This is a genomic window from Coprococcus sp. AM11-30B, from assembly GCF_027674365.1.
Taxonomy (GTDB): domain Bacteria; phylum Bacillota; class Clostridia; order Lachnospirales; family Lachnospiraceae; genus Allocoprococcus; species Allocoprococcus comes.
In genome coordinates this window covers 30888-55576 of record NZ_JAQDVB010000010.1, presented here as the reverse complement: position 1 = coordinate 55576, position 24689 = coordinate 30888, and the positions used below count along the sequence as shown (strand labels likewise).

The 24689-nt window shown below is 41.1% G+C and carries 42 protein-coding genes; 10 read left to right on the top strand and 32 right to left on the bottom strand.

All coding sequences use genetic code 11. The annotated features are described in order from the left end of the window. Nucleotides 1–11: 11 nt before the first annotated feature. The 29 genes from PGU50_RS08320 to PGU50_RS08180 form a co-directional block, all read right to left on the bottom strand. Nucleotides 12–347, bottom strand: coding sequence for a hypothetical protein (locus PGU50_RS08320; protein ID WP_270246672.1), 336 nt, complete (start codon nucleotides 345–347; stop codon nucleotides 12–14). Continuing rightward, nucleotides 328–552 carry a hypothetical protein gene (locus PGU50_RS08315; RefSeq protein WP_270246671.1) on the bottom strand — a complete coding sequence of 75 codons (225 nt, stop codon included), beginning with the start codon at nucleotides 550–552 and terminating at the stop codon, nucleotides 328–330. Before PGU50_RS08315 ends, PGU50_RS08320 begins: the two co-directional genes overlap by 20 nt. Continuing rightward, the gene (locus PGU50_RS08310) at nucleotides 545–877 is read right to left on the bottom strand and encodes a hypothetical protein (protein WP_055296988.1); all 333 of its coding nucleotides are present in this window, start codon (nucleotides 875–877) and stop codon (nucleotides 545–547) included. The genes PGU50_RS08315 and PGU50_RS08310 overlap by 8 nt, the downstream gene beginning before the upstream one ends. Next, complete coding sequence (locus PGU50_RS08305; RefSeq protein ID WP_270246670.1) at nucleotides 870–1247, bottom strand: Gp19/Gp15/Gp42 family protein; 378 nt, start codon at nucleotides 1245–1247, stop codon at nucleotides 870–872. Before PGU50_RS08305 ends, PGU50_RS08310 begins: the two co-directional genes overlap by 8 nt. Before the next feature lie 8 nt (nucleotides 1248–1255). After that, on the bottom strand, nucleotides 1256–1537 hold the full coding sequence (locus PGU50_RS08300) for a hypothetical protein (protein WP_270246669.1): 282 nt from the start codon (nucleotides 1535–1537) through the stop codon (nucleotides 1256–1258). Nucleotide 1538: 1 nt separating this feature from the next. Continuing rightward, nucleotides 1539–2435, bottom strand: coding sequence for a phage major capsid protein (locus PGU50_RS08295; RefSeq protein ID WP_270246668.1), 897 nt, complete (start codon nucleotides 2433–2435; stop codon nucleotides 1539–1541). 5 nt (nucleotides 2436–2440) lie between these two features. Further along, nucleotides 2441–2887, bottom strand: coding sequence for a DUF4355 domain-containing protein (locus PGU50_RS08290; RefSeq protein ID WP_055144565.1), 447 nt, complete (start codon nucleotides 2885–2887; stop codon nucleotides 2441–2443). Nucleotides 2888–3003: 116 nt separating this feature from the next. Next, nucleotides 3004–3498 (bottom strand): DUF2829 domain-containing protein, encoded by a 495-nt coding sequence (locus tag PGU50_RS08285; protein WP_117558849.1) that lies wholly within the window; start codon nucleotides 3496–3498, stop codon nucleotides 3004–3006. 64 nt (nucleotides 3499–3562) lie between these two features. Then, entirely contained in the window at nucleotides 3563–3787 is a 225-nt protein-coding gene (locus PGU50_RS08280) for a hypothetical protein (protein WP_117558848.1), read from the bottom strand. Further along, nucleotides 3753–4925: a VG15 protein gene (locus PGU50_RS08275; protein ID WP_270246666.1), complete on the bottom strand. Its 1173-nt coding sequence runs from the start codon at nucleotides 4923–4925 to the stop codon at nucleotides 3753–3755. Before PGU50_RS08275 ends, PGU50_RS08280 begins: the two co-directional genes overlap by 35 nt. Next, entirely contained in the window at nucleotides 4870–6303 is a 1434-nt protein-coding gene (locus tag PGU50_RS08270) for a phage portal protein (protein ID WP_270246665.1), read from the bottom strand. The genes PGU50_RS08275 and PGU50_RS08270 overlap by 56 nt, the downstream gene beginning before the upstream one ends. Next, entirely contained in the window at nucleotides 6303–7736 is a 1434-nt protein-coding gene (locus PGU50_RS08265) for a hypothetical protein (protein WP_270246663.1), read from the bottom strand. The genes PGU50_RS08270 and PGU50_RS08265 overlap by 1 nt, the downstream gene beginning before the upstream one ends. Continuing rightward, nucleotides 7672–7941: a hypothetical protein gene (locus PGU50_RS08260; protein WP_270246662.1), complete on the bottom strand. Its 270-nt coding sequence runs from the start codon at nucleotides 7939–7941 to the stop codon at nucleotides 7672–7674. Before PGU50_RS08260 ends, PGU50_RS08265 begins: the two co-directional genes overlap by 65 nt. Before the next feature lie 106 nt (nucleotides 7942–8047). Continuing rightward, nucleotides 8048–8401 (bottom strand): hypothetical protein, encoded by a 354-nt coding sequence (locus PGU50_RS08255; RefSeq protein WP_270246660.1) that lies wholly within the window; start codon nucleotides 8399–8401, stop codon nucleotides 8048–8050. Between the two features lie 216 nt (nucleotides 8402–8617). After that, nucleotides 8618–9043, bottom strand: a complete 426-nt coding sequence (locus tag PGU50_RS08250) for a DUF1492 domain-containing protein (RefSeq protein WP_270246659.1) — start codon at nucleotides 9041–9043, stop codon at nucleotides 8618–8620. A 192-nt stretch (nucleotides 9044–9235) separates the two neighbouring features. Then, nucleotides 9236–9499, bottom strand: coding sequence for a Lar family restriction alleviation protein (locus tag PGU50_RS08245; RefSeq protein WP_270246658.1), 264 nt, complete (start codon nucleotides 9497–9499; stop codon nucleotides 9236–9238). 4 nt (nucleotides 9500–9503) lie between these two features. Then, nucleotides 9504–9770, bottom strand: coding sequence for a hypothetical protein (locus PGU50_RS08240; RefSeq protein ID WP_270246657.1), 267 nt, complete (start codon nucleotides 9768–9770; stop codon nucleotides 9504–9506). Nucleotides 9771–9781: 11 nt separating this feature from the next. Then, on the bottom strand, nucleotides 9782–10000 hold the full coding sequence (locus PGU50_RS08235) for a hypothetical protein (RefSeq protein WP_178024565.1): 219 nt from the start codon (nucleotides 9998–10000) through the stop codon (nucleotides 9782–9784). A 3-nt stretch (nucleotides 10001–10003) separates the two neighbouring features. Then, complete coding sequence (locus tag PGU50_RS08230; protein WP_270246656.1) at nucleotides 10004–10225, bottom strand: hypothetical protein; 222 nt, start codon at nucleotides 10223–10225, stop codon at nucleotides 10004–10006. A 75-nt stretch (nucleotides 10226–10300) separates the two neighbouring features. Then, nucleotides 10301–11419, bottom strand: coding sequence for a DUF4317 family protein (locus PGU50_RS08225; protein ID WP_270246654.1), 1119 nt, complete (start codon nucleotides 11417–11419; stop codon nucleotides 10301–10303). A gap of 75 nt (nucleotides 11420–11494) precedes the next feature. After that, the gene (locus PGU50_RS08220) at nucleotides 11495–11839 is read right to left on the bottom strand and encodes a hypothetical protein (protein WP_117558818.1); all 345 of its coding nucleotides are present in this window, start codon (nucleotides 11837–11839) and stop codon (nucleotides 11495–11497) included. Next, nucleotides 11805–12083 carry a hypothetical protein gene (locus PGU50_RS08215; RefSeq protein ID WP_270246653.1) on the bottom strand — a complete coding sequence of 93 codons (279 nt, stop codon included), beginning with the start codon at nucleotides 12081–12083 and terminating at the stop codon, nucleotides 11805–11807. The genes PGU50_RS08220 and PGU50_RS08215 overlap by 35 nt, the downstream gene beginning before the upstream one ends. Before the next feature lies 1 nt (nucleotide 12084). Continuing rightward, nucleotides 12085–13440 carry a ParB/RepB/Spo0J family partition protein gene (locus PGU50_RS08210; RefSeq protein WP_270246652.1) on the bottom strand — a complete coding sequence of 452 codons (1356 nt, stop codon included), beginning with the start codon at nucleotides 13438–13440 and terminating at the stop codon, nucleotides 12085–12087. Between the two features lie 46 nt (nucleotides 13441–13486). After that, nucleotides 13487–13903 (bottom strand): RNase H family protein, encoded by a 417-nt coding sequence (locus tag PGU50_RS08205; RefSeq protein ID WP_270246651.1) that lies wholly within the window; start codon nucleotides 13901–13903, stop codon nucleotides 13487–13489. Next, the gene (locus tag PGU50_RS08200) at nucleotides 13815–14654 is read right to left on the bottom strand and encodes a rolling circle replication-associated protein (RefSeq protein WP_270246650.1); all 840 of its coding nucleotides are present in this window, start codon (nucleotides 14652–14654) and stop codon (nucleotides 13815–13817) included. The genes PGU50_RS08205 and PGU50_RS08200 overlap by 89 nt, the downstream gene beginning before the upstream one ends. Before the next feature lie 164 nt (nucleotides 14655–14818). Then, a complete protein-coding gene (locus PGU50_RS08195; RefSeq protein ID WP_270246648.1) occupies nucleotides 14819–15172 on the bottom strand; it encodes a DUF3846 domain-containing protein in 354 nt (117 codons plus the stop codon). Between the two features lie 13 nt (nucleotides 15173–15185). After that, the gene (locus tag PGU50_RS08190; protein WP_270246647.1) at nucleotides 15186–15374 is read right to left on the bottom strand and encodes a hypothetical protein; all 189 of its coding nucleotides are present in this window, start codon (nucleotides 15372–15374) and stop codon (nucleotides 15186–15188) included. Next, nucleotides 15352–15588, bottom strand: a complete 237-nt coding sequence (locus PGU50_RS08185; protein ID WP_270246646.1) for a hypothetical protein — start codon at nucleotides 15586–15588, stop codon at nucleotides 15352–15354. Before PGU50_RS08185 ends, PGU50_RS08190 begins: the two co-directional genes overlap by 23 nt. A gap of 37 nt (nucleotides 15589–15625) precedes the next feature. Next, complete coding sequence (locus PGU50_RS08180) at nucleotides 15626–15769, bottom strand: hypothetical protein (protein ID WP_156330621.1); 144 nt, start codon at nucleotides 15767–15769, stop codon at nucleotides 15626–15628. Nucleotides 15770–15873: 104 nt separating this feature from the next. Between PGU50_RS08180 and PGU50_RS08175 the strand changes: the two genes are divergently transcribed. Together PGU50_RS08175 and PGU50_RS08170 are read left to right on the top strand one after the other, a co-directional pair. Next, entirely contained in the window at nucleotides 15874–16482 is a 609-nt protein-coding gene (locus PGU50_RS08175; protein ID WP_270246645.1) for a hypothetical protein, read from the top strand. Nucleotides 16483–16745: 263 nt separating this feature from the next. Next, nucleotides 16746–17162: a DUF2513 domain-containing protein gene (locus PGU50_RS08170; RefSeq protein ID WP_173689400.1), complete on the top strand. Its 417-nt coding sequence runs from the start codon at nucleotides 16746–16748 to the stop codon at nucleotides 17160–17162. On the opposite strand, the gene PGU50_RS08165 is transcribed toward PGU50_RS08170, so the two are convergent. Both PGU50_RS08165 and PGU50_RS08160 read right to left on the bottom strand, forming a co-directional pair. Then, on the bottom strand, nucleotides 17152–17340 hold the full coding sequence (locus PGU50_RS08165; RefSeq protein ID WP_270246644.1) for a hypothetical protein: 189 nt from the start codon (nucleotides 17338–17340) through the stop codon (nucleotides 17152–17154). The genes PGU50_RS08170 and PGU50_RS08165 overlap by 11 nt on opposite strands. Nucleotides 17341–17361: 21 nt before the next feature. Beyond that, a complete protein-coding gene (locus PGU50_RS08160; RefSeq protein WP_270246643.1) occupies nucleotides 17362–17571 on the bottom strand; it encodes a hypothetical protein in 210 nt (69 codons plus the stop codon). 214 nt (nucleotides 17572–17785) lie between these two features. On the opposite strand from PGU50_RS08160, the gene PGU50_RS08155 reads away from it, so the two are divergent. Beyond that, nucleotides 17786–18463, top strand: a complete 678-nt coding sequence (locus PGU50_RS08155) for a hypothetical protein (RefSeq protein ID WP_270246641.1) — start codon at nucleotides 17786–17788, stop codon at nucleotides 18461–18463. A 570-nt stretch (nucleotides 18464–19033) separates the two neighbouring features. Here the strand turns inward: PGU50_RS08155 and PGU50_RS08150 are convergent. Beyond that, on the bottom strand, nucleotides 19034–19255 hold the full coding sequence (locus PGU50_RS08150; RefSeq protein ID WP_270246640.1) for a hypothetical protein: 222 nt from the start codon (nucleotides 19253–19255) through the stop codon (nucleotides 19034–19036). A 151-nt stretch (nucleotides 19256–19406) separates the two neighbouring features. Here PGU50_RS08150 and PGU50_RS08145 point away from each other — a divergent pair, with 151 nt between their 5' ends. The 7 genes from PGU50_RS08145 (at nucleotide 19407) to PGU50_RS08115 (ending at nucleotide 24677) form a co-directional block, all read left to right on the top strand. Further along, entirely contained in the window at nucleotides 19407–19748 is a 342-nt protein-coding gene (locus tag PGU50_RS08145) for a helix-turn-helix domain-containing protein (protein ID WP_270246638.1), read from the top strand. A gap of 220 nt (nucleotides 19749–19968) precedes the next feature. Next, nucleotides 19969–20433 (top strand): ImmA/IrrE family metallo-endopeptidase, encoded by a 465-nt coding sequence (locus tag PGU50_RS08140; protein WP_270246637.1) that lies wholly within the window; start codon nucleotides 19969–19971, stop codon nucleotides 20431–20433. Nucleotides 20434–20716: 283 nt separating this feature from the next. Further along, nucleotides 20717–21670, top strand: a complete 954-nt coding sequence (locus tag PGU50_RS08135; protein ID WP_270246636.1) for an Abi family protein — start codon at nucleotides 20717–20719, stop codon at nucleotides 21668–21670. 102 nt (nucleotides 21671–21772) lie between these two features. Beyond that, a complete protein-coding gene (locus PGU50_RS08130) occupies nucleotides 21773–22180 on the top strand; it encodes a hypothetical protein (RefSeq protein ID WP_270246635.1) in 408 nt (135 codons plus the stop codon). Further along, nucleotides 22180–22587, top strand: a complete 408-nt coding sequence (locus tag PGU50_RS08125; RefSeq protein WP_270246634.1) for a helix-turn-helix domain-containing protein — start codon at nucleotides 22180–22182, stop codon at nucleotides 22585–22587. The genes PGU50_RS08130 and PGU50_RS08125 overlap by 1 nt, the downstream gene beginning before the upstream one ends. Further along, a complete protein-coding gene (locus PGU50_RS08120; protein ID WP_270246633.1) occupies nucleotides 22587–22985 on the top strand; it encodes a hypothetical protein in 399 nt (132 codons plus the stop codon). The genes PGU50_RS08125 and PGU50_RS08120 overlap by 1 nt, the downstream gene beginning before the upstream one ends. Nucleotides 22986–23189: 204 nt before the next feature. Next, entirely contained in the window at nucleotides 23190–24677 is a 1488-nt protein-coding gene (locus PGU50_RS08115) for a recombinase family protein (RefSeq protein WP_270246632.1), read from the top strand. Nucleotides 24678–24689: the final 12 nt, after the last annotated feature.

Genomic DNA, 24689 nt, shown 5'->3' with positions numbered 1-24689 from the left:
ATCCTCCTTCATCAGAAATGAACCATATCATATACAGCCTGATACCGATATTTCTTCCTTGTTGTATCCGTATAGTTGTAGTCGCTGTTAAGCTGGCACTTACTGATATCATCCATTTCAACAATTTTTTCCATTGCTTCTTTCACTCTTTCATTGAGTGATGCCGCCCCATAAAGGGATCCTGAATAAGACTGGATTGCAAGAGTTGCTGATGCAATATGATTTTCTTCACCGGATCCAGTCTTTTCAATTAGAATATATTCCTCTGGAAGTCCCGGCTCTTCTTCCATCCTTACCGGAATATCAAGCATGGCTTCCAGATATTTTCTAACCTTTTCTTCGATCATTTTTTCTACCCATCGCTTTCAACAAGCTGTTGTTTCCATCATCTCCATTTATTTTTACAACCGCTCTTGTTTGCGCAACATACGACTCTTTTTCTGCATCGGATGATATTTGATTTGCCTGTTCCAGTAAAATTGCCTGCATCTCTGCAGATTTCATCAACTCTCTTACACCGGATCGATTTAACTCAACTTTCGTTTTAACCATAACGCTCCACCATCCATCTCTGATTCCATCTTCCTGGAATATTTTCTTCAATTCCTTGCTGTGGGAATCCAATTACCCGCCATGATGTGCCAAAAAAATCCACTCTGCAGTCTTGCCAGTCGTGCGTATCTCCTTTTGGAATTGCGATATTGTAGACTGCTTTTTTTCCAGTAATATTAAGCATATCCAGCACTTCTGTTGTCGACGCCGGAGCAACCAACACGTCTTCCACGGTCACAGGTGTCTCTGTATATATCGGATGTCCGAATGTATCTGTCCCACTTGCGGTCCGTTCGTAGAGCTTCACCGGTATTCCTTTAATCATCAGCCTCTTCCTCCTGCATCAAATCCGAATATGGATTAAAATAGCCAATTCGATTCCCGACACCAAGGATTTTCTTATCCAATTTAGTCAGATACAATTCGCCGCTTCCATTTGCATTTGTCCAAGTCTGCGAATATACCATTGCTGTCGTAGTTGTCTGTGTCGTTCCAATAGGTACACCTTCTTCTCTGCTTCCGAGCGTCCGAATAACCATGTTGCACGACACTAATTTCTTTGCCTCGTCTGTAGCATTGCGGTTATATGCATCAATGATGATCGCTGCATCCTCTAAGAGTGCCGTTACATAATCTGTATCCGAAATATCTGTTCCTTTTCGCCTCCAAATATCCTCGATTGATGCGTATATCATTGTATCACCTACTTTTTCGCTATTTGCGTTCTCTTTCTGGTGTTCTTAGCTGATGCCTCTTTCTTTGCTTCGACTGGTTCTTCTATATCTGGAATCTCTGAGTCTTCTGTCGGTTCTTCGAGCTCTTCCACAGGTTCTTCTGTATTTTCAGCTTCTGCAACTCCTGTTTCTGTTTCGCTATCCTCGATCAAATCCTCGGTTTTTTCTTCAATAATCGGCTTAAACATTGTGGAGTCTAACACATCGTCAGACTCCACTACAATTCCAGTTTGTTTGTATAAATATTTCATATTACCCTTCCGCCTTCACGATCTTTGTAAATGCTGCCTGATCCATGATTCCAATTCCATATACAATTTCTGCACGAATTGCGATCTGATTCTGTCTCTGCAGATCTCCAAGTCCATCCGGATCACCGTATTCGATCAAGTGAGCGCCAATGGATCTCTGTACTCCCCATCTAAACGCATCAAACTGTCCTACGATTCCAAGTAACTTCGTATCTGGTGTGATTTCATTTTTTGCCGAAACTGTATCAGATACTGCCGCAGTCATTCCAGAAAAATTTGTAAGATTCTGTCCGAATCCAATTTCCGGATAAATCTTTCTTCCATCCGCATCCCTCATAGTGGAAAGGCCAAAGGAAAGTGTTGGATCCATTGCAATACCACTCGGTACATATCCAGATGAGATGATCATTCCTGCTGCCGCCTCGATTGTTTCATCATACTTTGTGCCTGCAAGCTGCACGCTCTGTTTCGTGTCAACCAGCCCTTCTTTTACAAGGCTTGATACCGTTCCTGTAAGCGGATTGATTTTGTGAATTCCAACAAGATCCAATGCTCTTCCCAGTGCGATTGACGCATTTGACGCCAGATCCTGCAGTACGCCGATCTGTACATCTTCGTCTGCCCACTGTACTTCCTGCGAAAATCTCATGGTAACCTGCAGTTTGAACGGATTTACTGTTTTAGAAGCATATGCAGTTGGGGTTGGCGATTTCTGCCCTGCCTCTCCTACGAGTTCTGCTTTCGGTGGCGATGTAAGTACCCACACCTGCTGCTTTCCAAATTTCTGCGGTCTTGCTCCGGATAACTGCGCCAGAGTAGATCCTTTCTGTGCTTTTTCAAAAATCCCCTGCGAAATCTCTGCCGGAATTTCAAAATCTGAACTAATGAGTGCTGCCATATTTTTTATTCTCCTTTACCAAAAATCTGATGTGCAAATTCTCTCATTGCATCATCCGTTGTGTTATACTCTGTTGTCTTTTTCCTGTTTCCCTTAGTTCCCGGATAACTCTTTGGCTTCGCAAATTTCATAATCGCTTCTGCCTGTTTTTTACAAGTTTCCTCATCTTCCCCTGTCAGTAATTCTACCGGTACACCAGTGTCTTTTGCTGTTTTTTCTCTTACCTGTCTCACAGTGTCTTTCTTTTCAAGTGCGCTTAATTTTGCCTGAAGCGCATCGGACTTTTCTTTTTCCTTCTGAAGTTCCGTTTTATTCTGCGCCTGGTACTCATCGTACTTACTTGCCTTTTCTTTCAGGTCATCATAATCTGCATATTTCTGTCTTTCTCTCGCAAGGCGTCCCTCTATGATTGAATCCATTTCTGCCTGAGTGAATGTTTTGTCATCTGCCATCTTGTTTCCCTCCTGATTTGAGTGTTTTTAGTTGCCACGTTTAAGGCACGTGTTGCCATAAAAATAAGACGCGTAACCCTGCGCCTTAAAGGGAGATATCTGGATCACCGCCTTTCCTATTCTGCAAATTTCCAATCCTCTGACAGCATATCAGCCTGAGACGCTAACCATCCCATCTGAACACCAGATGTTCCGCAGAATGCAATAGCCATGTTTCCGATTGCATCATGCTCACAATTTACAATATCCCCATCTTCTGTTTTATATGAAATTCCGGTTGCAAGCTGGATGTACTGTCCCTTTCCATTCCAGCCTTTACGTGCCACTTTCATTCCACGTTTCAGATATTTAATTGCTTCTCCAAATGAAAACAGAGCTTCTCCGCCCAGTTCCGGACAATTTTCTCCGTCTGCCAGTACCCATTCATCAGAACAGATATTTCCAAATGTATAATCTGGAATCTTTGTCTCTCTGATATCCAACTCTTCGCCATCTTTTGTGTGCATGATAATAGTCTGTTTCTCTTTTGACCAAAACCAATAACCGCTCCAAGATGGAATTTTCACTTTGCTACCCTGCTTCATTATTTTAAATGCCTCGTCAAATCTCATGTTCTTTCTTCCTTTCTTAAAAATGAGTATAAAAATACCACCAACCGTTTCCGATCAGTGGCTTTTAATACCATATTACCGTTTTTTCTTTTGGTGGATTATCCATCTTCGCAATCCGTTTCAGTTCTCGCCTCACGTGTGGTGCTGCAAACATGCTTGCATTTTCATGTTCCACAATCTCTCCATCCGGAATTCGTATTTTCATAAAACCTGCCGGCTCTTTTCCTTCTGGATAGTAATTTGCCGAAATACTATCACTGACTTTTTTTATGTTTTTTAAGATTACCATAATATTCCAGCGCCTCCTTCGGATAATTATATTTTTCCGATGCCAATTCATGTGCTTTTACATGATCTATGCCCGGATTTTCTTGCTTAATTTTCATTTCCAACAACTCATGCTCTATCAAAGTTTTGTCATGAAGTTTAATGTCTTTTCCATTCATCAAGCGTTGCCAGCTCTGTGCAATCGCGCAATCTGGATCAAACTGCCTGCTTTCTCCCGTATCCGGATCTATCAAAGAATCATCTTCAAATAAATATGCCTTAATTTTTCTTATGTCAGATTCTTCCTTACCGAGATTATCTGCTATTTTCTTTGAATCAGTTGAAAAATGTCTAATCTCTTCATAGTACATCTCCGCAAATTCATCAGCTTCTGCACTATTCAGATCTGTGATTCTCGCTCCTGATATCAGTATATCAGACCGCCTCAATTTTTCAAGTTTTTCCGCTTTTTTGCTTGCGTATAATTCTCGTTTTCTCGCATTGATCACATCTTTATTCTGTGCATATCGCTTTCTCCGCATTTCATTGATATCCCCGTTGGCATCGTAATATTCTTCCAGATATTTATCCGGATCATAGCCTGCCACTGTGCTTTTTCCATCAAACCGGACCGCATACTCACAATCACAATGTGCATGAATGTGTTCAGCATGTCCGTTCCGTAACGCCTTTTTTGACATATACTGCCATCCTCTTGATGCAAGCGTAATGCAGAAAGCACAGGTGTCCCCATGTGGCACCCAGGCAAACTGTGCCCCGTCACGCTCTGCATTTTTCAGTGTCGTATCTGCACCTACCTGTTTTACAAGCCTTGCAAGCGTTCCGGGAATATTGTTCGGAGACTGCTTTTTTGTTCCTTTTACTGCTTTTGCCACTTCCCCATAGTCCGGGAGATCTGCTACTTCTGCCGTAGGGACTATTACTCCCTGTGCTGCAGCTGTCGCTTCATACATCTGACACGATAATGCACCGATAGCCTGTCCATAGTGTTGTGACAGTGCATAGGCGTAGTCCAAAAGTGCTTTATCATTTTCCAGTCCATTCTTTTGAACCCAGGACTGCATCAGATCCGCTGCTTTCTGGCTAATCTGTGACATCTTCGTTATGTATTCCACCCACGCCTTCTCCGTTATCTGCATTTCCAAATTCCTCCGTCAAGATACTGTCACCTTTTGCCCTTTGTTCCTGTGTTCGGATTCTACGGATATCTGCCTGATCAAAACCAATCATTTCAAGGAAAATATCTGTCTGTGCAAATCCTTGTCGCGCTGTCGCAATTTTGAGTGCTGCATCTGTAGTAGATGCCACGCTTGGCATTGCCGGATTCTTAAAATGCGCAATCAGCTCATGTGCGTCTTCCGGAAGCTTATCCGGAACCGTTCCAAGTTCAATTGCAAGTGCCATCCGTCCAATCCGATACAATGCATCACCATTTGATTTATTCAGCTGTTCTGCCATAAGGATCAAGGTCTGTGACTGTGCAATAATTGCTTCACTGGAAGTCGGATTTGCATCATTTATCACACCAACATCCGTAACCGCCAACCCCGTTGCCGCTGAATACTGTGTAGCAAGCATCCGGAGCATCTGAACATGTGGTTCAATATTTCCCTGCGAAAGTTGCCCGAAATTCGGCTTTTCCCCAGTCTCCGGATTATTGGTACTGTAGAGAATACTTCCAACATACTGTTTGAATTTATTATCAATCAACATATCATATTGTTCATCTGACACCCCGAGCAGATATTTCTGTGGAGAAGTGGCAAATTCCAGTCCAATCGTTGCATTTGCGACTGTTCTTACATATCCCTGGATTAGTCTGCGGACCGGCTCTTTTAGCCTTGACTGACCAAATGGTTTATCGTTTGTTGCGTCCCAGATCAGAGCCACCATAAGGGGTTCTCCGAAATCATGGGGATTCTGCGTAGCATACCATGTACCTCCAATCCGATCCAGTTCCCAGATGTCTGTATCTGTATAGAAATTTACATGTTCCGGAGACCATGTAACATCCGACTCGTCTCTTCGCGCATCTTCAAAGGCAAATCCATATCGGATGCGTCCTTCGTGTGCATTCCACGAAGCTGCAGCACAATGTGGAGAGTAAAACCGTACTCTTGCATCATCTTCCTCTCCGGATACCGCCGCAAATGCACAACCGTATTTCAGTTCTTCTTTGACCGCTTTATTGTATTCCGCTATCAAATGATTCCTTTTCATAATCTGATCCATATCTTCTGACTTCGTTCCATTTTCTGTAACAAACCCATCAAACATCGATCTTCCCGCAAGTACATCAACGGTTTTTGCTCCCCAGGCACATCCAATCTCAAGTTTTCCAAGACCTGCTGGCAATGCAATCCCAAGATTCACTTCATTCAGTGTGACTTTTCCGTTATAATAACGGCGCTTTTTCCTATTTGCACTTCTGTGATAATCATATATGTATTTCAATTCCTGAAGCCACTGTTGTTCTTCCGGTGGTAATCCTTCTACTCTTCCAAAATTTAACTCCATTATCCTATCCTCATCTTTCTGTTCGGATTTCGTTTCGATGTTCTGCATCCCCAAAGTGCAAGTGCTGCTGCTTCGATCGGGATTGAGTTTTCTCCACCAAATCCCCAGCCACCGGAAATCGGTCTTTTTACAGACGTAATTGCTGATTCATTCAGTATTTCTTGGTATTTATACCATGTTACAGTCTGTTCATTGATTTCCTGTGATAGCTGACTCGCCGCTGCTATCACTTCTTTTGCTGCCGGTCGAACAATTGACTGCTTATATTTCCACACCGGTGTTATCTTCTCTATCAGGAAGTCAACTCCATTTCTTCCATCGATCACCACACAGCTTGCCATCTTGTATCTCTGATTTAGCCAGTCCGCAAGCCACTGGATTCCTCTGTCCGTTGTTTTAAGCTCGATCAGTGAAATTCTCGCTTCCCCTACCTCTGGACAGACAGCTCCGCATAATGCTACCGCCGAACCGTCAAGCGAAAACTTTACACCGTAAGCAGTTTTCCCTTCTGGTTTTTCTTTTTCCGAAGCACATTCTTCCCATTTCTTCTTATCAATTGCATAGTCCTGATCATTGTTGATTGGCGACCACCAGCCAAGACGCTCTCTTGCAAACGTGTCCACATCCATCTGTTCGCACTCTGCAGCTATGGTTGTTTCTGTCATTCTTCGCCCCAATGCCGGATTACAATCCGCCCATCTCTGACGATCAGTAATATCTCCAATCTCTTTCACAGAATATTCTGTCCAGGCTGTGGATTTGCTCTCACCTTCCGTTGCCCGTTTTCTTATCTTCCGGAATACTGTGCCGGTACAATTTTCATCCGGTGGTGTTCCAAGATAAATCGTCTGTGGATTCCTTGACGCTGATATTGCCGGCAAAAAAGATGCCTGCTGCTCGCTTGTCAATTCCTGTGCTTCATCAAACACAAGACAGTCGCCATGCAGTCCTCGACCACCATTCCTTGTTCTGGCAACAAATACTACTCTTCCACCATTTTTTAGAATAATCTGTTCTCTTCCGAGTGCCGCCTTAATTTCTTTTACATACTTACGGAGTCCTCTGCTTTCAAACAAGCCGCGCAATTCCATAAAGGTTTCTGTTGCAGTTTTCTGCAGATGAGCTGTGTATATAACCCATTCTGCATACAGAATCATTCCGGATGCAATCCGCCCGGAAGTATCCAGTGTTTTCCCGTTCTGTCTTGGAACAGATAAGCCACATGTCGGCGCTGACCAAACATCATCCTCTGTACGCCCCATCCAATCATTCAGCACTTCACTCTGCCACGGATCCACAATCAATTTCCCGACCGCAAGCACTTTTACCGCATCGGGGCCATCCGTATAAGCGTAATCCGGAACAATTCTATCGGACGGTGTCTGGCTTCCCATCAGCTTTTCGTGCCGACAGGATTTCTCCAATTTTGTCATCGTCTTTCTCCATTCCTTTTATTTCTTCAATTTCTTTGATTGTTTCTCTGTATTGCCTGGAGAGCTGCGGCATTGTCTTTGGACCATCAACAGCATCTTTCGCGCATATATCAATCTGTTTTGCGAGAATCAGTGCTAAATTTTCCAAGCGTTCCAAGCGGCTTCCCTCGCTTGTTACAGTTGCCATTTTCTTAGCTCTTCCCATCTAAATTCACCTTTCAAAAATTTTCCTGTGTGTAAATCGGCGCTGGACAGCGGTGGTCGCCGCCGCCGCGTGGCGGGGTACCCTCCCCACCCTCTGTTTGCAGTTCTCACCATTCCCCATCTGTAACGTTCATTTTGGGCTTTTGCTGGCTCCTCTGCATTTCATTCAACGTTTTATTGCTTTTCGCTGCGTTGCAACAGTAATGCGCCGGTTGCAGGTTGTTCCAGTCCTGTGCCGCTGCTTCACGTGAGTTATATCCAAACTCACGCCACCTTGACACCGGTTTGATTTCATCTATAACAAAAGACAACGGATGTTTGCTATCGCTTGGTTCATTGTAATGTATGGGCCCAAGCCTGCCTTTACATATCCCGCATTCTCCACCTATTGCTTTAAACCTCGCCCGGTGTTTTCTTCTCAGATTCCCGTTGGCGCTTCTTGGGTTCCGTTGTTCATTCATATCTTTTCCTCTGACGGTTTCTGTATCTGTAATAAGGAGTTCTAAAAAAGTAATTGCAACAAACAAATGTACTGATGTATGAATAAATTCTTTCCAGAGTAAACCGCCAAACCTCTTTCCGGAATTCACGGCAAAGAAAAAGGCAACAATCTTTCGACTGCTGCCCTGTTCATCTCTTTACCTGAATACACTATACCACAGACCAAGTGTATCATTCTATATCATCTTGAAGTTTTTTAGTGCTTCTGAATGTTTCCGGTGTACTTGTGCCCACTCATATCCTGTCTTTCTGCAGATATCCTTCCACCTCATAAGATCTATGTAGCAGTAAGTCAGTACATCTTTCTCTGTCTCATCTTCCATCTGCTCAATTCTTTCCCTGATCTCAGTCCGGATCCTGACTCTTTTCTTCCTCTGTTCCACCAGTTTCCGTTCCTGTTCGTCTACTTCTGCCATATAATCCGACAGATCAGAAAGGTTGCTGCTTTTTGGCAGCCCATCTGCTGCCAGTGCTCCCGGAAGCATCCTATCCAGCTTTAGGCGTTCCAACTCTTCCTCGATCCGCTTCTCCTGGTGTAATGCTTTGCCGTACTGTTTCAGGTATTCCTTTTTCTTCTCATTCTCTTCTTTCACTGTTTCCATCGGTATACCCTCCCTGTCTTCCTATCTCTTAATACTAAGACCTCGAATCCAAGCAGACTTGCTATATCCTTTAATGCTTTATGTGCTTCCTTTACATGATGTGGGATGCGGCTTGCATCTTGGATGGCTTTGCCTGCTGTTGGATCACAATATCCTTCCTGGTTTTTATACAATGTTTCATCACCTTCTCTGCTACTCTATATCAGTTTCATTGGTCTTTTTTCCTCTCTTGTTCCATTCCTCAATCGCTTTGTTTCTTTCGTCTTTTGTTATTCTCAGCTCACCATTTTCAAGTGTCATTCTTACTTCATATCGTCTTGGAAGACTAATTCCGCATCCATAACATTTTACATAAAAATCAAAGCCCACATCATAATTACTTGATGTGTTGCCTACTGTTGTCATGGTTGGCTCTTCACCGCAAAATGGACACGCTTTTAATTCTCTATTTTCCATGTGCTTACCTCCCCTGTGACTCCACAACATTCAGGATCTTTTCTACTGCCTTATCCCAGAAGATTCTCACAAAGTCATCCAGTGTTGTAAATTCTTCGCCTCTGTCGCTGTCTACCAGACCAACCTCATCTCCATATGTTGTATCCGAATCCAATTCTTCAAGAATCTGTGCTGTGATATCTTTTACAACCTCTTCTGTATCGGTATATCCGCAATCGTAGCTGCAGGCTTCTCTTAACTCTTCCATATCTCTTCTTGACAATTTTCCCATTTTTTTCTCCTTTACCACCCCATATCATTACGGTATCCAATTGCACTTGGATTTACCATGTATGATCGTTTCAGTTCTGATTCATCCAATTGGCGTTTCAACTGGCTTACTTTTTTCTTTAGTGCCCGATTCTCTTTTAGCACCGCCATGAGCTTACAGCTATCATGCTGATCACATTTTGTGTCTTCAGAATAGTTTTCGCACATCAGGCATACTTCTTTTTCAGTCATTATTTACCCCTTCCTGCGCCATGATTCTACGCCTTCCATTCCTTCTTTGCTGGTCAACTGCTGCCACTCCCAGTTTATATAGCTCCTCACAATCCCTTTCTGGTTTCTGACCTGTATATGATGCGGATAGATTCCAAGGATCGTGACCTTTTCCGTGGCAAGTCTGGTCTTTCCTCCCTTCTGGGAGATCCTGCGCCTTAACTGTACTTTGTCTCCAACTTTCATTTTTTTGTTCCTTTCTGTCTTACCTTGCGCATTTTCTTGCTTACCGGGTATATGAACGCCCTCATATTGCCGGGTTTAGTCGTCTTCCTCTTCATCTTTCTTTTCCTCCCGATTCTCTAAAATGATTCCGTTTGCATTTATATCTCCGTCCGCTTTTACCAGAATGTATTTCTCCCCGTTAATCACTTCTAAGGTAACGAGGTCTGTTCTGTCTGCGCTTACTGTTACATGTGCATCCGGAAGACCAATCTCAAACGACTTCGTGCTCACTGTGTTGTCCGCATCGATTTCAGCCGCGTCACAGTCTTTTGTTTTTTTTGCTGCCAGTTCCGGATCTATCCCGATGCTTTTTAATACGTTTTCCAGCTCCGCGCCTTTTAATATCCGGTTGTTGGATTCTGCTTTTATTTCACGGATTCTTCCAAGGTAATGATAAATATCTTTCGCCTGTTCCAAACTTACTTTTCCATCTGCTGCATTTAACCCTTCCCAAAAAGCTTCTTTCTGCTCTTTTGGTGTGGATGGCATCCCACATCGGAGTGTCTGTGTGATCAGGCCCGCGTCCGGTTTATCCGGAACTTTGCTGTAGTACCAGATATGCTCCGGATCTCCGTGGCGGTCTGTAAATGCCGGATATAAAAATCCTTGTGTCGGCATACTTACTACCCAGTCTCTTGTACGTTCCTGAATATCTGCCAGTTCTGGTTTATAAGATAATCCTGCTGCCGATAAACTTACCGGGCAGATACATCCGATCATGTACTCATAAACCTCTTCACTTTCATCCAGATCCGCTCCGTCCGTGGCAATTCCCGGAATGTCGTAGATTCCACTGGCAATTAGAATCAAAGAATACTCTTTATTCAATATGCCAATAGACTCTGCAATCTCTTCCAGGAAGATCTGACGTACATCATTGTCTTCTAATCCTGTTTTTACAATCGTGGTCAGATGCTGCTTTCTTGTTTCCTCCTTAAACTCCAGCTGAAACATATTTCTTCCAGGCTTTCCGGATAAAACCTTTTTGAAGATATCCAAGTATTTGAACATTTCCGTCTCTTCGAGGTTTAAAAAGTTTTTGACAAATTCCAACCTGCAGTTCCGGTCATTATCTACGATATATCCGGTTATCCTTGTGATATTGTACCTGTCTATTGTTAATGTCCTTTTGATCTCCACTAATTCTTTCTTCATGTCGCTCCTTTCTGGCTGCCGCACCGGGCAGCCATGCACTCTGCGAAATTGTGATATATTAACTTCCTGTGGTGCCTATAAATAATTCTTTCCGGCGTTTTTCATCCATTCTTCCCTTGTATGGGTTCTTTCGTAAACCTCCTGGGCTTTCGCCATCAGGATCCGTGCGTTCTTGGCATTGTTATGGACTGCTGCCGGTCCGTTTCGGTGATGTTCCAGGCAGAGATTTACTTTTAACCCTTCCGCCTCTGCAAATGCATGGGTATTACCAAACAAAACATGATGCTCTTCCAGATATGGCTTGTATGTAAAATCTCCATCCAGTAACATGCACAGATAACACCGACGATCGCCTTTTGGCTGCATAATGCTTTTTTTGTGCTTCTTACGTTTCTTCTTGGTTGGTTTCGGAAACATCATATTCACCAGATAACACCTCCCCGTTTTGATCTACTTTTTCGTTTAAATACAGATACCATTCCTGTGAACTGTGTACTTTTTGGGTTGTCTCTGCAAGGTACAGAGCCGCATGATACAAGGGAATTGTCTGGAGATATTCCCGGCGGGTTAATTTGATTTTGGGAAATGTGGCCAGATATTCTTCTACGGTTATATTTTTCGGGCAGGCATCCGGTTTCCAGTCTTCTACACTTAACTGCTCCATCTTAGGACTCCTTTTTGTATAGCTCATGGTTGCCGTAAACCAAATCCGCCTCTTCTCTTTCATAACTCCAGCCATAACGCATTAAGATTTTGAAGCATTCCTGGTATCTCTTTCCGGCATCCTCTTTGTATTCTCCGGAATACTCTACTAAATCCCCGGTATAATCATCCATCATGTTGTTCATTGCAATCAGGAGCAACACCTGCGTATCCAGTGTTTGTATTTTTTCTTCTGCTTCTTCCTTTTCTTTCTCATCCGCATCATACAGGCTTTTCCCGGTAAAAAATTTTAGAACCATTCCATTTCCTAACCAACAGGACTTCTCCATCATGTTCCGAATCATCTTTTCAATGATTTTCTGGCGTTCCTCATCTTTTAGCAGTTCGATTTTTCCGTCCGCTATTGTCCGGATGAATTCTTTTTTTCTTTCATTCATTTTTTTCTGCAGAGACCTTAGCTTGGCTGTTTTCTTTTTCTGCCTGTCATATTCCGTTTCTACCTGTTTCTGTTTCGGAAGTTTTTCCACTACATCAATCCCATTCCAACCATCCAGATAATACAGTTCTTTTCCGCGGATATTGATTCTCTTTGGCGGCTCTTTATCCAGTGGAATACTCTTTTTATCTTTTACCTCTTCGGTATAGCGTTTTCTCTCTATCTCCTTTGTGGCTTTCTTTATTCCTGCTGCCTCCAAGAGCTCGATTATAATCTTCTTATTCTTCTCCTTCTCCCTGTTTTTAATCTCTGCTTCTACTTTCCACTGAATCTGTCTGGAGTCTGTTGCATCTTTTAAGATTCGGTTTCTGGTTTCAACATCCTCGATTCTCGACAGTTGGGCAAGGTCTTTTAGATTTAGCTGATATGCCCCGTTCTCATCCGTCTTTTCCTTCACCAGATCCCGGTCAAGCTTCGCGATCTCCAGCCTCCGGCGCACAGTCGTCCTGGAGAATCCGGTCTTTTCTGCAATCTGTTCTTCCGTATCTCCAAGGTCAAGCATCATCTGGAATCCTTCTGCCTGCTCCAATGGTGTCAGGTCGATGCGCTGCATATTCTCTTCCAACATGGTTCCGACCTGGTCTTTATAGCTCATGTCCTCTACGATCCGGCATGGATACATAGTTACGCCTGCCATTTTTCCGGCGGCGAACCGGCGGTGCCCGATGATCAGCGTGTATCCTTCTTCATGGTGCGCCCGGTTTTCATCCCAGTATCCCGGAATCACCGTAAGGTTCTGCATTATTCCTTTTTTCTTGATTGACTCACTCAGCTCTGATAAATCACCCAGGTCTTTTCGTGGGTTATCCGGATGCTGATGGATCAATTTCGCATTGATATTCGTGATTCCACTGGTTGTCATTCCAAATTCCTCTCTTTCTCGGTGTTTTCAAGGTTTTCTCCTGTTTTTATCTCATTTTGGACTGTAGTCTATCGGAATACCGTGTAGACTCGGAAAATTCAAGGGTTACATGGTGTTTTTGTGTCTGCTCATACAGTTCCTGCCAGAGCTCTTTGTTTTTTATCTCTTTTCCATGTGGTCTGCGCCACTCTTCCCGTTTCCATTTGTCCATATTTCCTTCGTTTATGGTTGTGACCAGGAACTGATCCGGCGTGTAGACAGTCACTTCACACGGTCGGAGCATTCTCAGGCCGACAAGGATAGCAATCATGCTCATTCTGTGGTAGGTCGTGTTCTGTTCGGTCTCGATCTGTGCTTTCACTGCCGGTCCTTTCTTAGTCTCGCATTCCACCAGAGCGATACACTTTCCGTTTTTTGCGGTTGGTCCCCGGAAGTTTACTTCCGTGAACAGTTCTATCTTCATCTTCCGTCCTCCTTATCCGGATCATTTCATAATGCCGATATGGAAATCCGGTTGCTTTGTTGATTCCTTCAAAATAGGTGTCCTTTACTATGTAGTATCCTTTTTTCGGTCTCGGTTCTTTTTGCCACCGGTACAGAATATCCGTCTCCGGTTCCGGAAGCGGCATATTTCTGGATCTTGAAAAACTCGCTTCTTTGATCTTGTGATCCAGAACACCGTCCTCCACATATTTTTTCTGTGTTTTCTCATTTTTTGTGATGTACTGGGCGAGTTTCCGGAACTCTCCTTTTTCGTATAGCAACTGCTTATTCCGAACCTTCCCATGCTTCCAGGCTGCAGCTATGATCAGATCGGTATCCTGGATTCGGTTCAGAACTACATGGACATGCCGGTTGCCAGACGGCGTGCATTCAATATTCCGGAGCCACCGGAGTTCCTCGCCACGTTTCCGGTATTCTTTCTTGCAATATTTATAAAAATCTTCAAAATCTTTTACCGCTTGCTTCATGTCCGCCGGACGTTCTTCTTTCGGATATGTGAGAGTGAAGAAGTAATCATTCACTTTGAAATACATCCGGAGTCTGTGACGTGCTTTCCTTTCCCTGGTCCATTGGTTGACCTGCTCCACTTCCTCCGGTGTGGCTTTCTTCTTTTTGGCTCTCTTCTCTCCCGGTGCTCCATACCTTCCGTCCAGATATTCCTGTCTCTCTATTACGTTTCCCAAATCGTATGTCACTCGTCTGATTCTCATAGCGTGTCCTCATAACTTTAATAGTCTTATCAAGTTATTAAAAAGGGCAGTCGCCCTGTAAATACTTGACTTTCCAGCCGCTAAAAGGTACACTATAAGTGCTTAGATTATTCGTGTACCTTTATGGTTGCGGCGCTTGCGATATTTCTTTTCGCAAGCGTTTTTTATTCTTCTAAATATGAAAAATTCATTTTCAGGAATATCTTTAAGGCTTCTGCATCTGATGGTGCCTCGATATCCTCTCCGGCTGCGATTGCAAATACAACGTCTCCTAAGATTGGCCATCCGTGCCTATCTGCATCATAAAAGTACGATCCAAGGCGGTTGACTTCTTTCTGTTTCATTCTTCCGTCCTCATCCACTAGCAGGATCATAGGCATCTTAAATGTCTCAAATAAGGTTTTCGTGCTTACGATTTCAAAATGCCCGCCTACTGCTTTCTGCAGATCACGGAAATCATCAAAGTTTACATCAATTACTGATATAATGTTATCCGGTGTTACTTTTACTGTTTTCACTGCTTGTCCTCCTTTATCCTTTCACTTTTATTGTTTTTACGCCTATCCTATCCAGATAATTTGCCAGATCCGACAAGTATGCGATCGCATTATTCTTGTAATACTCGGATGTACCGTCAACCCTTTCCAGCGACTGCAGTTTGTTGATCATCTTATCAAGCTCTGACGTTCTCATGCTCTTACGCTGCTTCTCTTCTGGCATGCTCCCTCGCCTCCCTTATTTTCCTTTTCCGGTAATGCCATTCCCGTATCCGGAAATATTCCAGTGCAAATGCTCCAGTAGTAAGTGTTGTGATTCCAAGTGCTGCATATAAATAAAACAGCTCCTGACTTTTCACTGAGCACGCACCAGCCATCATTAAGATTCCGATAATACTTGCCGTTACGCTGAGTATCTTTGCGATCTTATAAAACATTTTTTCATCCCTCCTTTGCTTGTCCAACTGGTACCGCTTACGCGGTTTTCTCCTGCTGGTATCCTAAATGTTCTACAAACTTTCTGGTCATTTCCATGATTGCCTTCTGCTTTTCTTCCGGCATCATGGCTGCCATGTCAATTTCTTTTCCATCAATTTCTGCAATAAAAATATGTTGCAAATCCACCACCTCTCTTTAAACTATGCGATACTGATTGTACTTGTTGATTTGTCCTACTACTGTCTGGTATAATTTCCGTATCAAATTATGAAAGGATAATCATCATGCTTTCGTTTGTATCAAATATCGATTTAGAAAAAATTGTAAATATTTTATTAGAGCCATCTGTCACTCTTACTCTTGGCATCTTTACATTACTAATTAGTCGAAACTCTAATTTATCTACTTTAGCTCGTGAAAGACTAGATAAGGTATACCATCCACTCTTTTTAGAAATCGAACCTTTTTTATACAAAAAAGTATCTCTTAACGACATAAATGCTTTTCTTTCTAAATACTATGAATTAGAAAACTCACATTCTCTTCTTATTGATCCTGTTTTACGTCAAGAGATTCGCTGGCTTGAAAAACCATCTGCTCTGCAAGAGGATAAATATGGCTATAATCAATGGTTCCGAATTTGCGATCAGATTTCCAAAACATATGACAAATTATGTAAACAAGCTCATCTCCCTGTTCGCAGTATTTCTTATCGGATTAACTACAGGCAATATCGTTCAAAAATTCGTATGATATTCGCTCTTATATGGATTGAACTACCAGCAATTGCATTTTTTAGCCTATTACTCGGTTTCGCATCTCCACGTCTTTTAGCTGTTACATATGCATTGTTCTTTTTATTTTTGATGAAGACATTTTTGGATAACTTGTAATACAACGATTGCGCAAAGGAATATAATAGCTACTCTTTCTCTGGGATATCTGTTTATCAGGTATCCCATTATTAAAGCAATTCCAACAATATACAGGACAACCACTATTTCCATCTCATCCCTCCTTACTCTTCCAGAAAATAATCCACGGTTACGCCGAAGTAATCTGCGCTCCCTCTTCATCTGTTGCAAATAATTTTTGTTTCTCCTATACTTTTAACTACAGGCACTGCCATGCCGAGTCTGAAAGAAAGGAGATTCTCATGGAATTAAATATCTCTTGTGTCCGTTCCATTCTTCTTACTGTCGAAAAATATGAAACTATTTACGAACCAGTATCATTTGACGAGGAAATGCATAGTTACTACAAAGACTACTTAGATTTTTGCGATATCGAACAGATTTTATATCATGTCCAATACTGTATAAAAGCAGGCCTCTTAGCAGATGTAAGTACTACTAAAGCATGGGGACATATCAGCTTTAATTGTTGCCTCGAGCCTTTCGGTCATGATTTTCTTGCAAACACCAGAACCGAAGAAAAATGGAAACATACGCAATCAATTCTTAATAAAGTAGGAGACGCAAGCTTAAAAGTTATTTCTTCCATCGCGGAAGGAGTAACTACCGCTTTGGTTGACAAATATCTCCCCGCTGAGATTTCAAAATTTAACTTTTAAACCGTTCTTCTACCATTTTCCGTGAAACTATTTTGATGCACTCCATCAGTTCGTCCCTGCTTGGTGGAGTGTAGCCTTTTTCAACGATATAATAGATAATGGCTGTAAAGCGAATTCTCTCTGTAAACCATTTCAACGCAAACAGAATCGCGACTACAATGCTAATCAGCAATGCCATTCAATCACCTCTTTTCATATCTTAGACATTACATACGTTGTTATTGCCGAAAGATAACGGATAACCCGATTGAGTTATGGACTTCATTGTCTGTAGCTCTTTTTCTGGCAGTTCTTCCCTCAGAAGATCCGTAAGCTTTTCGGCTGTTTTGCATTCCGAAACCATGTCAAATACCAGTTCTGAAAACTTCTGTTCGTCTGTGACCATCTTTAATGCATCAAACTTTTTCACAGCTATCACTCTCCTTTCTCAATTCCAATTTCTTTGATGTCATTTTTTTCCTTATAGATCTCGTAAATAATCTTTCCGATGATGATTCCAATGAATTAAAAATCTGTAAGTTGTTCATTTTCTTATTCATCCTCCTGTTCGTCTGTTGTAAATATTGAACTTCATTTCCCGATATGATAAAATTCTTTCATAAATTACGAAAGAAGGTTTTATCATGAATAATACTTCTCTGGCCGATTCTTACCTGAAGTTATCTGGTTTAGATTCTGCATTATCCAAATTAGTATCCGAATTTGCCGCTGCCCAATTGCAAAGCCTCGGCGCAAATTCCCTGAAAAACTCATTGGATATTTTTCAGTCCTCTTTATCTGCTATATCACAGTTGGCTTCTGACATTACAATCACCCCTGAACTTCAAAAAGCATTAGACTCACTGATTTCATCCATTGGTTCATCAGTCTCTTCCACTACAATTTCTGCTGGGAAGAATGCTGTCAAAGAAATACTGGCTATCAGAACTGAAGTTCAACCAGAATCTACTTCTGATACTGAATATGTAATAATTGATAACTCCATCATTTCCGACTTCGATAATGCAACTGATACTTTTCCTATTGACTCTAAACATTCAAAAATAACTTTTGATAGATTTTTAAGTCTGCTTAACACAGTTATTGCAATCATCGCTCTGGTCGTTGCTCTACGACCTTCAGCAACAGAACAAGAACAGCTTGCTTTACAGCGCACCGAAGTTCAAATACTTTCAGAAATTTTGGAAAACACGAAAGCTTCTAACGCTACAACATCTGAACAACTCGATGCATTAAAGGAAACAGTTGATACACTCCAGAAAGAGATTTCTGAACTCGAAAATAAAAAATCAAAAAACTAATAGTTACCACAATAAAGCAAATGCTAAGGACCCGGTAAAATAATCTCAATGATTTTATCTGGTCTTTCATTTTCTCTATTTCTTTTTTCATCTCTTCCACTTAATCATCCTCCTGTTCATCTGTTGCAAATATTGAATTTTCTTTTGCAATATGTTAAAATTCATTTATGCCGTTAGGCATTGAAAGGAGCGTGGTCTTTTGACCAAACTTTTGACTTTGCCTGCTCTCTTAAGATAAGGTCGCAATAGTGGCACCAACGCACTCTAAAATTGGGTTTAATGTAGATTACTGATACGGCGTTACGTAACTCAGAGAAGGAGTCAAAAACGCGCGAGACGGCACTCTTAAAAATGCTTCACCGTATCAAGTGCTCCTTATCATTTGTCAGCGATCAGGCATGTTGCAGAACCAAAACTGCGAAAGTGACAAAGTATTTCATAGAAACATTTGCCGCTATCGGATGTGGTAAAAACCTGCAAAATACATAGAGTAAACAAATTTGGCAAAATGCTGGTGGAAATAGCGGTTCCATCAGTATTTTTGTTTTTACTTCTACTTACATTGATTGTTCACCGATTTTCCGTATCGGTTGGATAAAACTCCATTGGATCCAACTCTAAATGTTTGCATAGAGCTAAAAATTCTTCTGCTCTTAAATCCCTATCCCTATTCTCATTAGAAAGACTGTCGTACAACGTCATATACGGAATTTTTGTTTTTCTAGAAATTTCAGAAAGATTAAATCCTTTATTTCTAATGTATTCTCCTAAGTTTCTTGTAGGTTTATCCATATTCATCACCTCTTTTCATAAGTTTCTCGTGACATGTATAAAATATCACGAGTTTCTTGTGATGTCAATGTTTTTTATGAGATTCTTGTGATTTTTTATTGACGTGTTAAAAATCTTGTGATATTCTCAAAACATACAAGGAGGTGCTCTTATGCCACACGATATCGGAAAAACATTAAAGCTTTATAGAAACAAAGCTGGCATATCTGTAAAAAAAATATCTGAAGTTTTAACTGAAAAAGGATTTAAAGCTTCTGAATCTACAATATACAGTTGGGAAAATGGAAACAGTCAACCGACACCAAGCGCTTTATTAATAATGTGTAAAGCTTATGGTATAAATGATGTATTAGGAACTTTTGGATATAATTCTCTTGAAGAAAATGAACAGCCTACCACTCTTGCTGCTCACTTTGATGGAAACGAATATACAGAAGACGAACTTGATGAAATCCGTCAGTTTGCTGCATTTGTTAAAAATAAAAGGAAATAAATGGCAGATAATCCAGAAATGTACTTTGACAATATAATATATTTACCAAGGGAACTGCACAAAAAATAGCGCCCCTGCTCTGGTAAAGACGCTATTTTTAGAAAATTACTTATCCTACGGTCAGGTGTGCACTGACCAACGGTTCTCTTGTTAAATATATTATATGTCCACACTGAAATATTTGTCAATTTTCTTTTACCGATGGATGGGAGGTGCTGACGTGAATCCATATGAAAAGTTGCAGGACGAAGCTTCAAATGATGATGTTGATGTGATTGACTATCCATTTGAAAGCAATAACATAAAAGGACTGTACTGTGATGGTGTTGTAGCCATCCGAGAAGACATGACTATTCCAGAAAAGACCTGTGCTCTTGCCGAGGAGCTCGGACACCACGAAACATCTGTCGGAAATATCCTCGATATGACATCTGCTGTCAACCGGAAACAGGAACGTCAGGCAAGACTGCATGGGTATAACCGCCTGATCGGGCTGATCGGACTTGTAAATGCCTACGAGCATGGATGTCAGGATAAATATGAGATTGCGGAATACTTGGAAGTGACGGAAGAATATCTTGAGGATTGCATTGAATGTTACCGGAATAAGTACGGAATCTGTAAACAGGTGGATAATTATGTGGTGTATTTTATACCACAGTTATCGGTGATGAAATTGGTATAACCGCATATGCGATTATAATGACTTTTATACAAGAAAGATGTTGTTAAATCAGAAATTTTTTAGTGATTTTTTTTCATATTTTCTTATGACAGTTTGCCTATTTTATCACTTGTTCATGTACTTGTCAAATGTTTTTTCAAAAAAATGTTGACACACGGATTTTATCATGCTATGATTTAATCACTTCAAAAAAGGAATATTTTCTTCTATGAAGTGTATATTATTATGGAACGTACTCCGGTGTCCTTCGGGCCCGGGGTCTTTTTATTTTACGGAGGTAATTATGGAGGAAAAAGTTTTTAAAACACTAGATGAACTTGTTAATCTCCTTATTAAACGGGGAATTAAAATAGATAATCCTTCCGACTATGATTATGCCAAAAGGGTTTTAGAAAAAAATGGATATTACAATCTGATAAACGGGTATAATAAGCTTTTTTTACTAGATACCCCCGATGTGAATAATCCAGATATTACTTATCGCGCTAATACTACTTTGCACGAAATACATGCGCTATATCAATTTGATCGTGTTCTTAGAAATATATTTTTTAGATATATACTTGAAGTAGAAGTAAATGTGAAAAGTTTAATCTCTTACTACTTTTCTGAAGCACACGGGCATAAAAACTACTTAATATACACCAACTTCAATACAGCCCTTCGGAACTCTGAGTCAAAGATAACTGAGTTAATTGCTGAGATCCAAAGACAAGTAGCTGGTAGAAGTTCTGATCCGAGTATATCTCATTACCTTAATGCTCATGGTTATATTCCTTTATGGGTGTTAAATAATATCTTAACGCTCGGTACAATAAGTAAATTTTACAGCCTTATGCTTCCGCAAGAACGTCAAAGTGTATCCCGTAACTTTGGCATGATGGATAATGAATTAGAAAATGCATTACAATATATTTCTACCATCAGAAATTTCTGCGCTCACGGCAATCGTTTATATTGTTTTAGAACCAAAAAACCTCTTTCGTCTACTACTTACCATTCATCTTTAAATATCAGGCAAAACAGTAATGGTGAATACGTACAAGGAAAACGGGACTTGTTTGCCGGCATGATTGCCTTGAAACGTTTGTTGTCTCATAACGATTACAAGCGAATGAGCAAGGAAATATATAGAGCAATCGGTACTTTAGAAAAGAAATTGAATGTATTAACAATAGATGAAATACTTAATGAAATGGGATTTCCGGCAAATTGGCGCGAATTAAACAGCCTATAATATATCATTTTTATAGCTTAAATAAAAACCGCTTTTACTAACAACTAAAAAATGTGATTATATTGAAATTATCGCATATATGTAATATTATAAGGAGGAAGAATGAACACTAAAGATATGTTGGCTGAACTAGCCGAACTATTTAGTTCCTTTTCTTTTCATCCACTTTTTATACAAGAACTTAGTTTTCTTCTAAAAAAGGATTTAAAAGGAAAAGAAGCTCGTTTCTTTAAAATACTTTCTACCCAGCTCAATAACATAAAAACTTTTGGCAAATCAATTTATACGGTTGATAGTAATGAAATACTGCATGGTGCCGATGGACATTATTACTCTATACATTTACAACAATCACAATTTAATGTCCGATTGCTGATATACATTGCCGATAACGATACTCCTTATTTTTTATGTGCATTTAACGAGAGATCTGGAAAAAGAAAGACCGACTATTCTGCATACACTTTGGTTATGCAGGAACGTTTGAATTACTTCGGAGGTAATCTATAATGACCAAAAATAAAACTTATACTGTTGACGATTTATTCGCATTATTCGCTGATACATTATCACCGGCGGATGTGCTTGCCGCAAAACTAATGGGGCAAGTATCCAGCGCGATCACAAAGGAACGATTGAATCTAAATTTAACACAAAAAGATTTTGCTTCCTACATCAATGCAACTCAGTCTTTAGTTTCCCGTTGGGAGCAGGGAGATTATAATTTTTCAATTAACAAGATTGCCGAAATTGCTTCAAAATTAAATCTTGATGTCAACATTACCATAGAGCATCCAGCACAAACACATTTTGATTCTTTTGATACCATTTCGGAATCTACTGCAAAAATTATAAAATTCCCTTCACAAGTCACAGCTGTTTATGCAAATATCGATGAAGAACTGGAGGAAATGTAATGACTACTTTACTTAATATGGATTTGAATTCTGTAACTACCAAAGAAGCCTTTATTATCAACAAACAGGCGTTAAACGGAGATCCTATGAAAATTACCGTTGCTCGAAGACACATACAGGATCCAGAAAATCCTGATAAGTATATCGGGATTTGTAGCGCAGAATTACGTTTGGCTGACGAACTTGACATAGATATGATGGATACTACTTTTTTAGCAAAGGTTGTTATTTCAGGTACTTTTACATGTAACGAACCTGCTGAAAATCTAACATATGAAAATATTCACGATACAATTTTGGCACAGTTAGTTCCCCATTTACGTGCGACTCTCGCTGCGCTTATGACAGCTGCTGGTCTTACTCCTTATTTAATACCGAACTCAATTATTTTTTCATAAATATATAGCAAAACCGCTCCTGCGCCAACAGGAACGGTCATAGGACGAAACATACGCCAATATGTTTCTTTCAGTACTCCGAAGAGATACACTGATTTCCGAATAATATTGTATCATCTCCGGAGCAGCCGCGCAAGAGAACAAAAGTTCTCTGGCTGTTATTTTTGTACCCTTTTTTACATAAAATACAAAGGAGCTGATACAATGAGCCTAAAATATGCATACGGATATATCCGTGTATCCACGCACGATCAGGAAGAAATCTCTCCAGATTCTCAGGAGCACCTCCTCCGGGATTATGCAGCCAAGAATAATATTGTAATCCTGAAGATTTTCACGGATCTCGGTATTTCCGGAAGAAAAGCAGATAAACGTCCAGGATTCCAAGAAATGATCAGTCTCGCCAAAGGTCCCGATCATCCTGTTGACTGCATCCTGGTATGGAAGTTCAGCCGGTTTGCCCGGAATCAGGAAGAATCCATTGTGTATAAATCTCTTTTAAAGAAGCAACATAATGTAGATGTGATCAGTATCTCTGAACCACTGGCAGACGGTCCGTTCGGCTCTCTGATCGAGCGTATCATCGAATGGATGGACGAATACTATTCGATTCGCTTATCCGGTGAGGTATTCCGTGGCATGAAAGAAAACGCTACCCGCGGTGCATACCAGGCAAGGCCGCCACTTGGTTATCAGGTTATAGAGCGTGGCAAGCCTCCGGTTATTGTTCCGGAAGAAGCTGCGATTGTCCGTATGATCTTTGATAAATATGTAAACGGGAAAATGAGTTTCTTTGATATTGCCCGACATCTGAACTCTCTCGGACTGAAAACGTCCCATGGGAAAGCTTTTGAACGGCGCAGTATCGAGTATATCATCCAGAATCCGTCCTACTGTGGGATGATCCGTTGGAACCGGATGGAAAACGCCACCAACCGGATCAAAGACCAGGACGAATGGATCATTGCTGACGGAATGCAGGAGGCGATTATAAGTAAAGAACTCTTCGATGCCGCCCAGGAACGCCTGAAAAAGATCTATAAACCGGTTGGAAAGCGCCCCTCTTCTACATATAAGCACTGGCTGTCCGGACTGCTGAAATGTCCGGTATGTGGGCGCACACTGACCGCTACGACCATGGAGCGAGCCAACGGGGAAAAATATGCGTACTTCTCCTGCTACGGATACAGCAAAGGAAAATGTGATAAACCACACGGTGTAAGCTCTCTGGTGATCGAAAAGGAAGTCCTGAAAGCATTAGAAGAAGCTCTTGGTTCCAATTCGATTGTTTATGAAATGCGCGAAATTCGCCCACAGGAGCTTTCTAATGAGCGTACCCTTATAAGTGAACGCCTTGTCAGTTTGAAAGGCAAAGAGGACAGGATACGTGCGTCATACAGAGAGGGTATTGATACACTGGAAGAATATAAAGAAAATAAAGCTCTGATTGCCAAAGAAAGAGACTCTCTGGAACGGCAGCTTGCAGAGCTGGAAGAAAATACGCCGGATAAGATTCCGGATGATCCTACTCCTAAAATGCTGGATCGGGTAAGCTCCGTCCATGATATTCTGGTTTCTGATTCTTACTCTCTTGTCCAGAAAAATGAAGCTTTAAAGCAGATTATAGATAAGATTGTTTACGATCGGGAATCCGATACTCTGAAAATTCATTTCTTTTTATACCACTCATAATGCCGGAAACCC

Coding starts and splice junctions, on each gene's coding strand:
- PGU50_RS08255 (WP_270246660.1), bottom strand. CDS start 8,401: ATGAATGAACAACGGAACCCAAGAAGCGCCAACGGGAATCTGAGAAGA.
- PGU50_RS08220 (WP_117558818.1), bottom strand. CDS start 11,839: ATGATGTTTCCGAAACCAACCAAGAAGAAACGTAAGAAGCACAAAAAA.
- PGU50_RS08125 (WP_270246634.1), top strand. CDS start 22,180: ATGACCAAAAATAAAACTTATACTGTTGACGATTTATTCGCATTATTC.
- PGU50_RS08185 (WP_270246646.1), bottom strand. CDS start 15,588: ATGTTTTATAAGATCGCAAAGATACTCAGCGTAACGGCAAGTATTATC.
- PGU50_RS08320 (WP_270246672.1), bottom strand. CDS start 347: ATGATCGAAGAAAAGGTTAGAAAATATCTGGAAGCCATGCTTGATATT.
- PGU50_RS08245 (WP_270246658.1), bottom strand. CDS start 9,499: ATGGAAAATAGAGAATTAAAAGCGTGTCCATTTTGCGGTGAAGAGCCA.
- PGU50_RS08210 (WP_270246652.1), bottom strand. CDS start 13,440: ATGACAACCAGTGGAATCACGAATATCAATGCGAAATTGATCCATCAG.
- PGU50_RS08315 (WP_270246671.1), bottom strand. CDS start 552: ATGGTTAAAACGAAAGTTGAGTTAAATCGATCCGGTGTAAGAGAGTTG.
- PGU50_RS08215 (WP_270246653.1), bottom strand. CDS start 12,083: ATGGAGCAGTTAAGTGTAGAAGACTGGAAACCGGATGCCTGCCCGAAA.
- PGU50_RS08305 (WP_270246670.1), bottom strand. CDS start 1,247: ATGATATACGCATCAATCGAGGATATTTGGAGGCGAAAAGGAACAGAT.
- PGU50_RS08135 (WP_270246636.1), top strand. CDS start 20,717: ATGGAGGAAAAAGTTTTTAAAACACTAGATGAACTTGTTAATCTCCTT.
- PGU50_RS08200 (WP_270246650.1), bottom strand. CDS start 14,654: ATGAGAATCAGACGAGTGACATACGATTTGGGAAACGTAATAGAGAGA.
- PGU50_RS08120 (WP_270246633.1), top strand. CDS start 22,587: ATGACTACTTTACTTAATATGGATTTGAATTCTGTAACTACCAAAGAA.
- PGU50_RS08295 (WP_270246668.1), bottom strand. CDS start 2,435: ATGGCAGCACTCATTAGTTCAGATTTTGAAATTCCGGCAGAGATTTCG.
- PGU50_RS08290 (WP_055144565.1), bottom strand. CDS start 2,887: ATGGCAGATGACAAAACATTCACTCAGGCAGAAATGGATTCAATCATA.
- PGU50_RS08190 (WP_270246647.1), bottom strand. CDS start 15,374: ATGCCAGAAGAGAAGCAGCGTAAGAGCATGAGAACGTCAGAGCTTGAT.
- PGU50_RS08250 (WP_270246659.1), bottom strand. CDS start 9,043: ATGGAAACAGTGAAAGAAGAGAATGAGAAGAAAAAGGAATACCTGAAA.
- PGU50_RS08165 (WP_270246644.1), bottom strand. CDS start 17,340: ATGGCATTGCTGATTAGCATTGTAGTCGCGATTCTGTTTGCGTTGAAA.
- PGU50_RS08150 (WP_270246640.1), bottom strand. CDS start 19,255: ATGGATAAACCTACAAGAAACTTAGGAGAATACATTAGAAATAAAGGA.
- PGU50_RS08285 (WP_117558849.1), bottom strand. CDS start 3,498: ATGAGATTTGACGAGGCATTTAAAATAATGAAGCAGGGTAGCAAAGTG.
- PGU50_RS08300 (WP_270246669.1), bottom strand. CDS start 1,537: ATGAAATATTTATACAAACAAACTGGAATTGTAGTGGAGTCTGACGAT.
- PGU50_RS08205 (WP_270246651.1), bottom strand. CDS start 13,903: ATGAAGATAGAACTGTTCACGGAAGTAAACTTCCGGGGACCAACCGCA.
- PGU50_RS08170 (WP_173689400.1), top strand. CDS start 16,746: ATGGAATTAAATATCTCTTGTGTCCGTTCCATTCTTCTTACTGTCGAA.
- PGU50_RS08275 (WP_270246666.1), bottom strand. CDS start 4,925: ATGCAGATAACGGAGAAGGCGTGGGTGGAATACATAACGAAGATGTCA.
- PGU50_RS08115 (WP_270246632.1), top strand. CDS start 23,190: ATGAGCCTAAAATATGCATACGGATATATCCGTGTATCCACGCACGAT.
- PGU50_RS08240 (WP_270246657.1), bottom strand. CDS start 9,770: ATGGGAAAATTGTCAAGAAGAGATATGGAAGAGTTAAGAGAAGCCTGC.
- PGU50_RS08155 (WP_270246641.1), top strand. CDS start 17,786: ATGAATAATACTTCTCTGGCCGATTCTTACCTGAAGTTATCTGGTTTA.
- PGU50_RS08225 (WP_270246654.1), bottom strand. CDS start 11,419: ATGAAGAAAGAATTAGTGGAGATCAAAAGGACATTAACAATAGACAGG.
- PGU50_RS08310 (WP_055296988.1), bottom strand. CDS start 877: ATGATTAAAGGAATACCGGTGAAGCTCTACGAACGGACCGCAAGTGGG.
- PGU50_RS08265 (WP_270246663.1), bottom strand. CDS start 7,736: ATGACAAAATTGGAGAAATCCTGTCGGCACGAAAAGCTGATGGGAAGC.
- PGU50_RS08280 (WP_117558848.1), bottom strand. CDS start 3,787: ATGGTAATCTTAAAAAACATAAAAAAAGTCAGTGATAGTATTTCGGCA.
- PGU50_RS08130 (WP_270246635.1), top strand. CDS start 21,773: ATGAACACTAAAGATATGTTGGCTGAACTAGCCGAACTATTTAGTTCC.
- PGU50_RS08260 (WP_270246662.1), bottom strand. CDS start 7,941: ATGGGAAGAGCTAAGAAAATGGCAACTGTAACAAGCGAGGGAAGCCGC.
- PGU50_RS08235 (WP_178024565.1), bottom strand. CDS start 10,000: ATGACTGAAAAAGAAGTATGCCTGATGTGCGAAAACTATTCTGAAGAC.
- PGU50_RS08270 (WP_270246665.1), bottom strand. CDS start 6,303: ATGGAGTTAAATTTTGGAAGAGTAGAAGGATTACCACCGGAAGAACAA.
- PGU50_RS08175 (WP_270246645.1), top strand. CDS start 15,874: ATGCTTTCGTTTGTATCAAATATCGATTTAGAAAAAATTGTAAATATT.
- PGU50_RS08230 (WP_270246656.1), bottom strand. CDS start 10,225: ATGAAAGTTGGAGACAAAGTACAGTTAAGGCGCAGGATCTCCCAGAAG.
- PGU50_RS08145 (WP_270246638.1), top strand. CDS start 19,407: ATGCCACACGATATCGGAAAAACATTAAAGCTTTATAGAAACAAAGCT.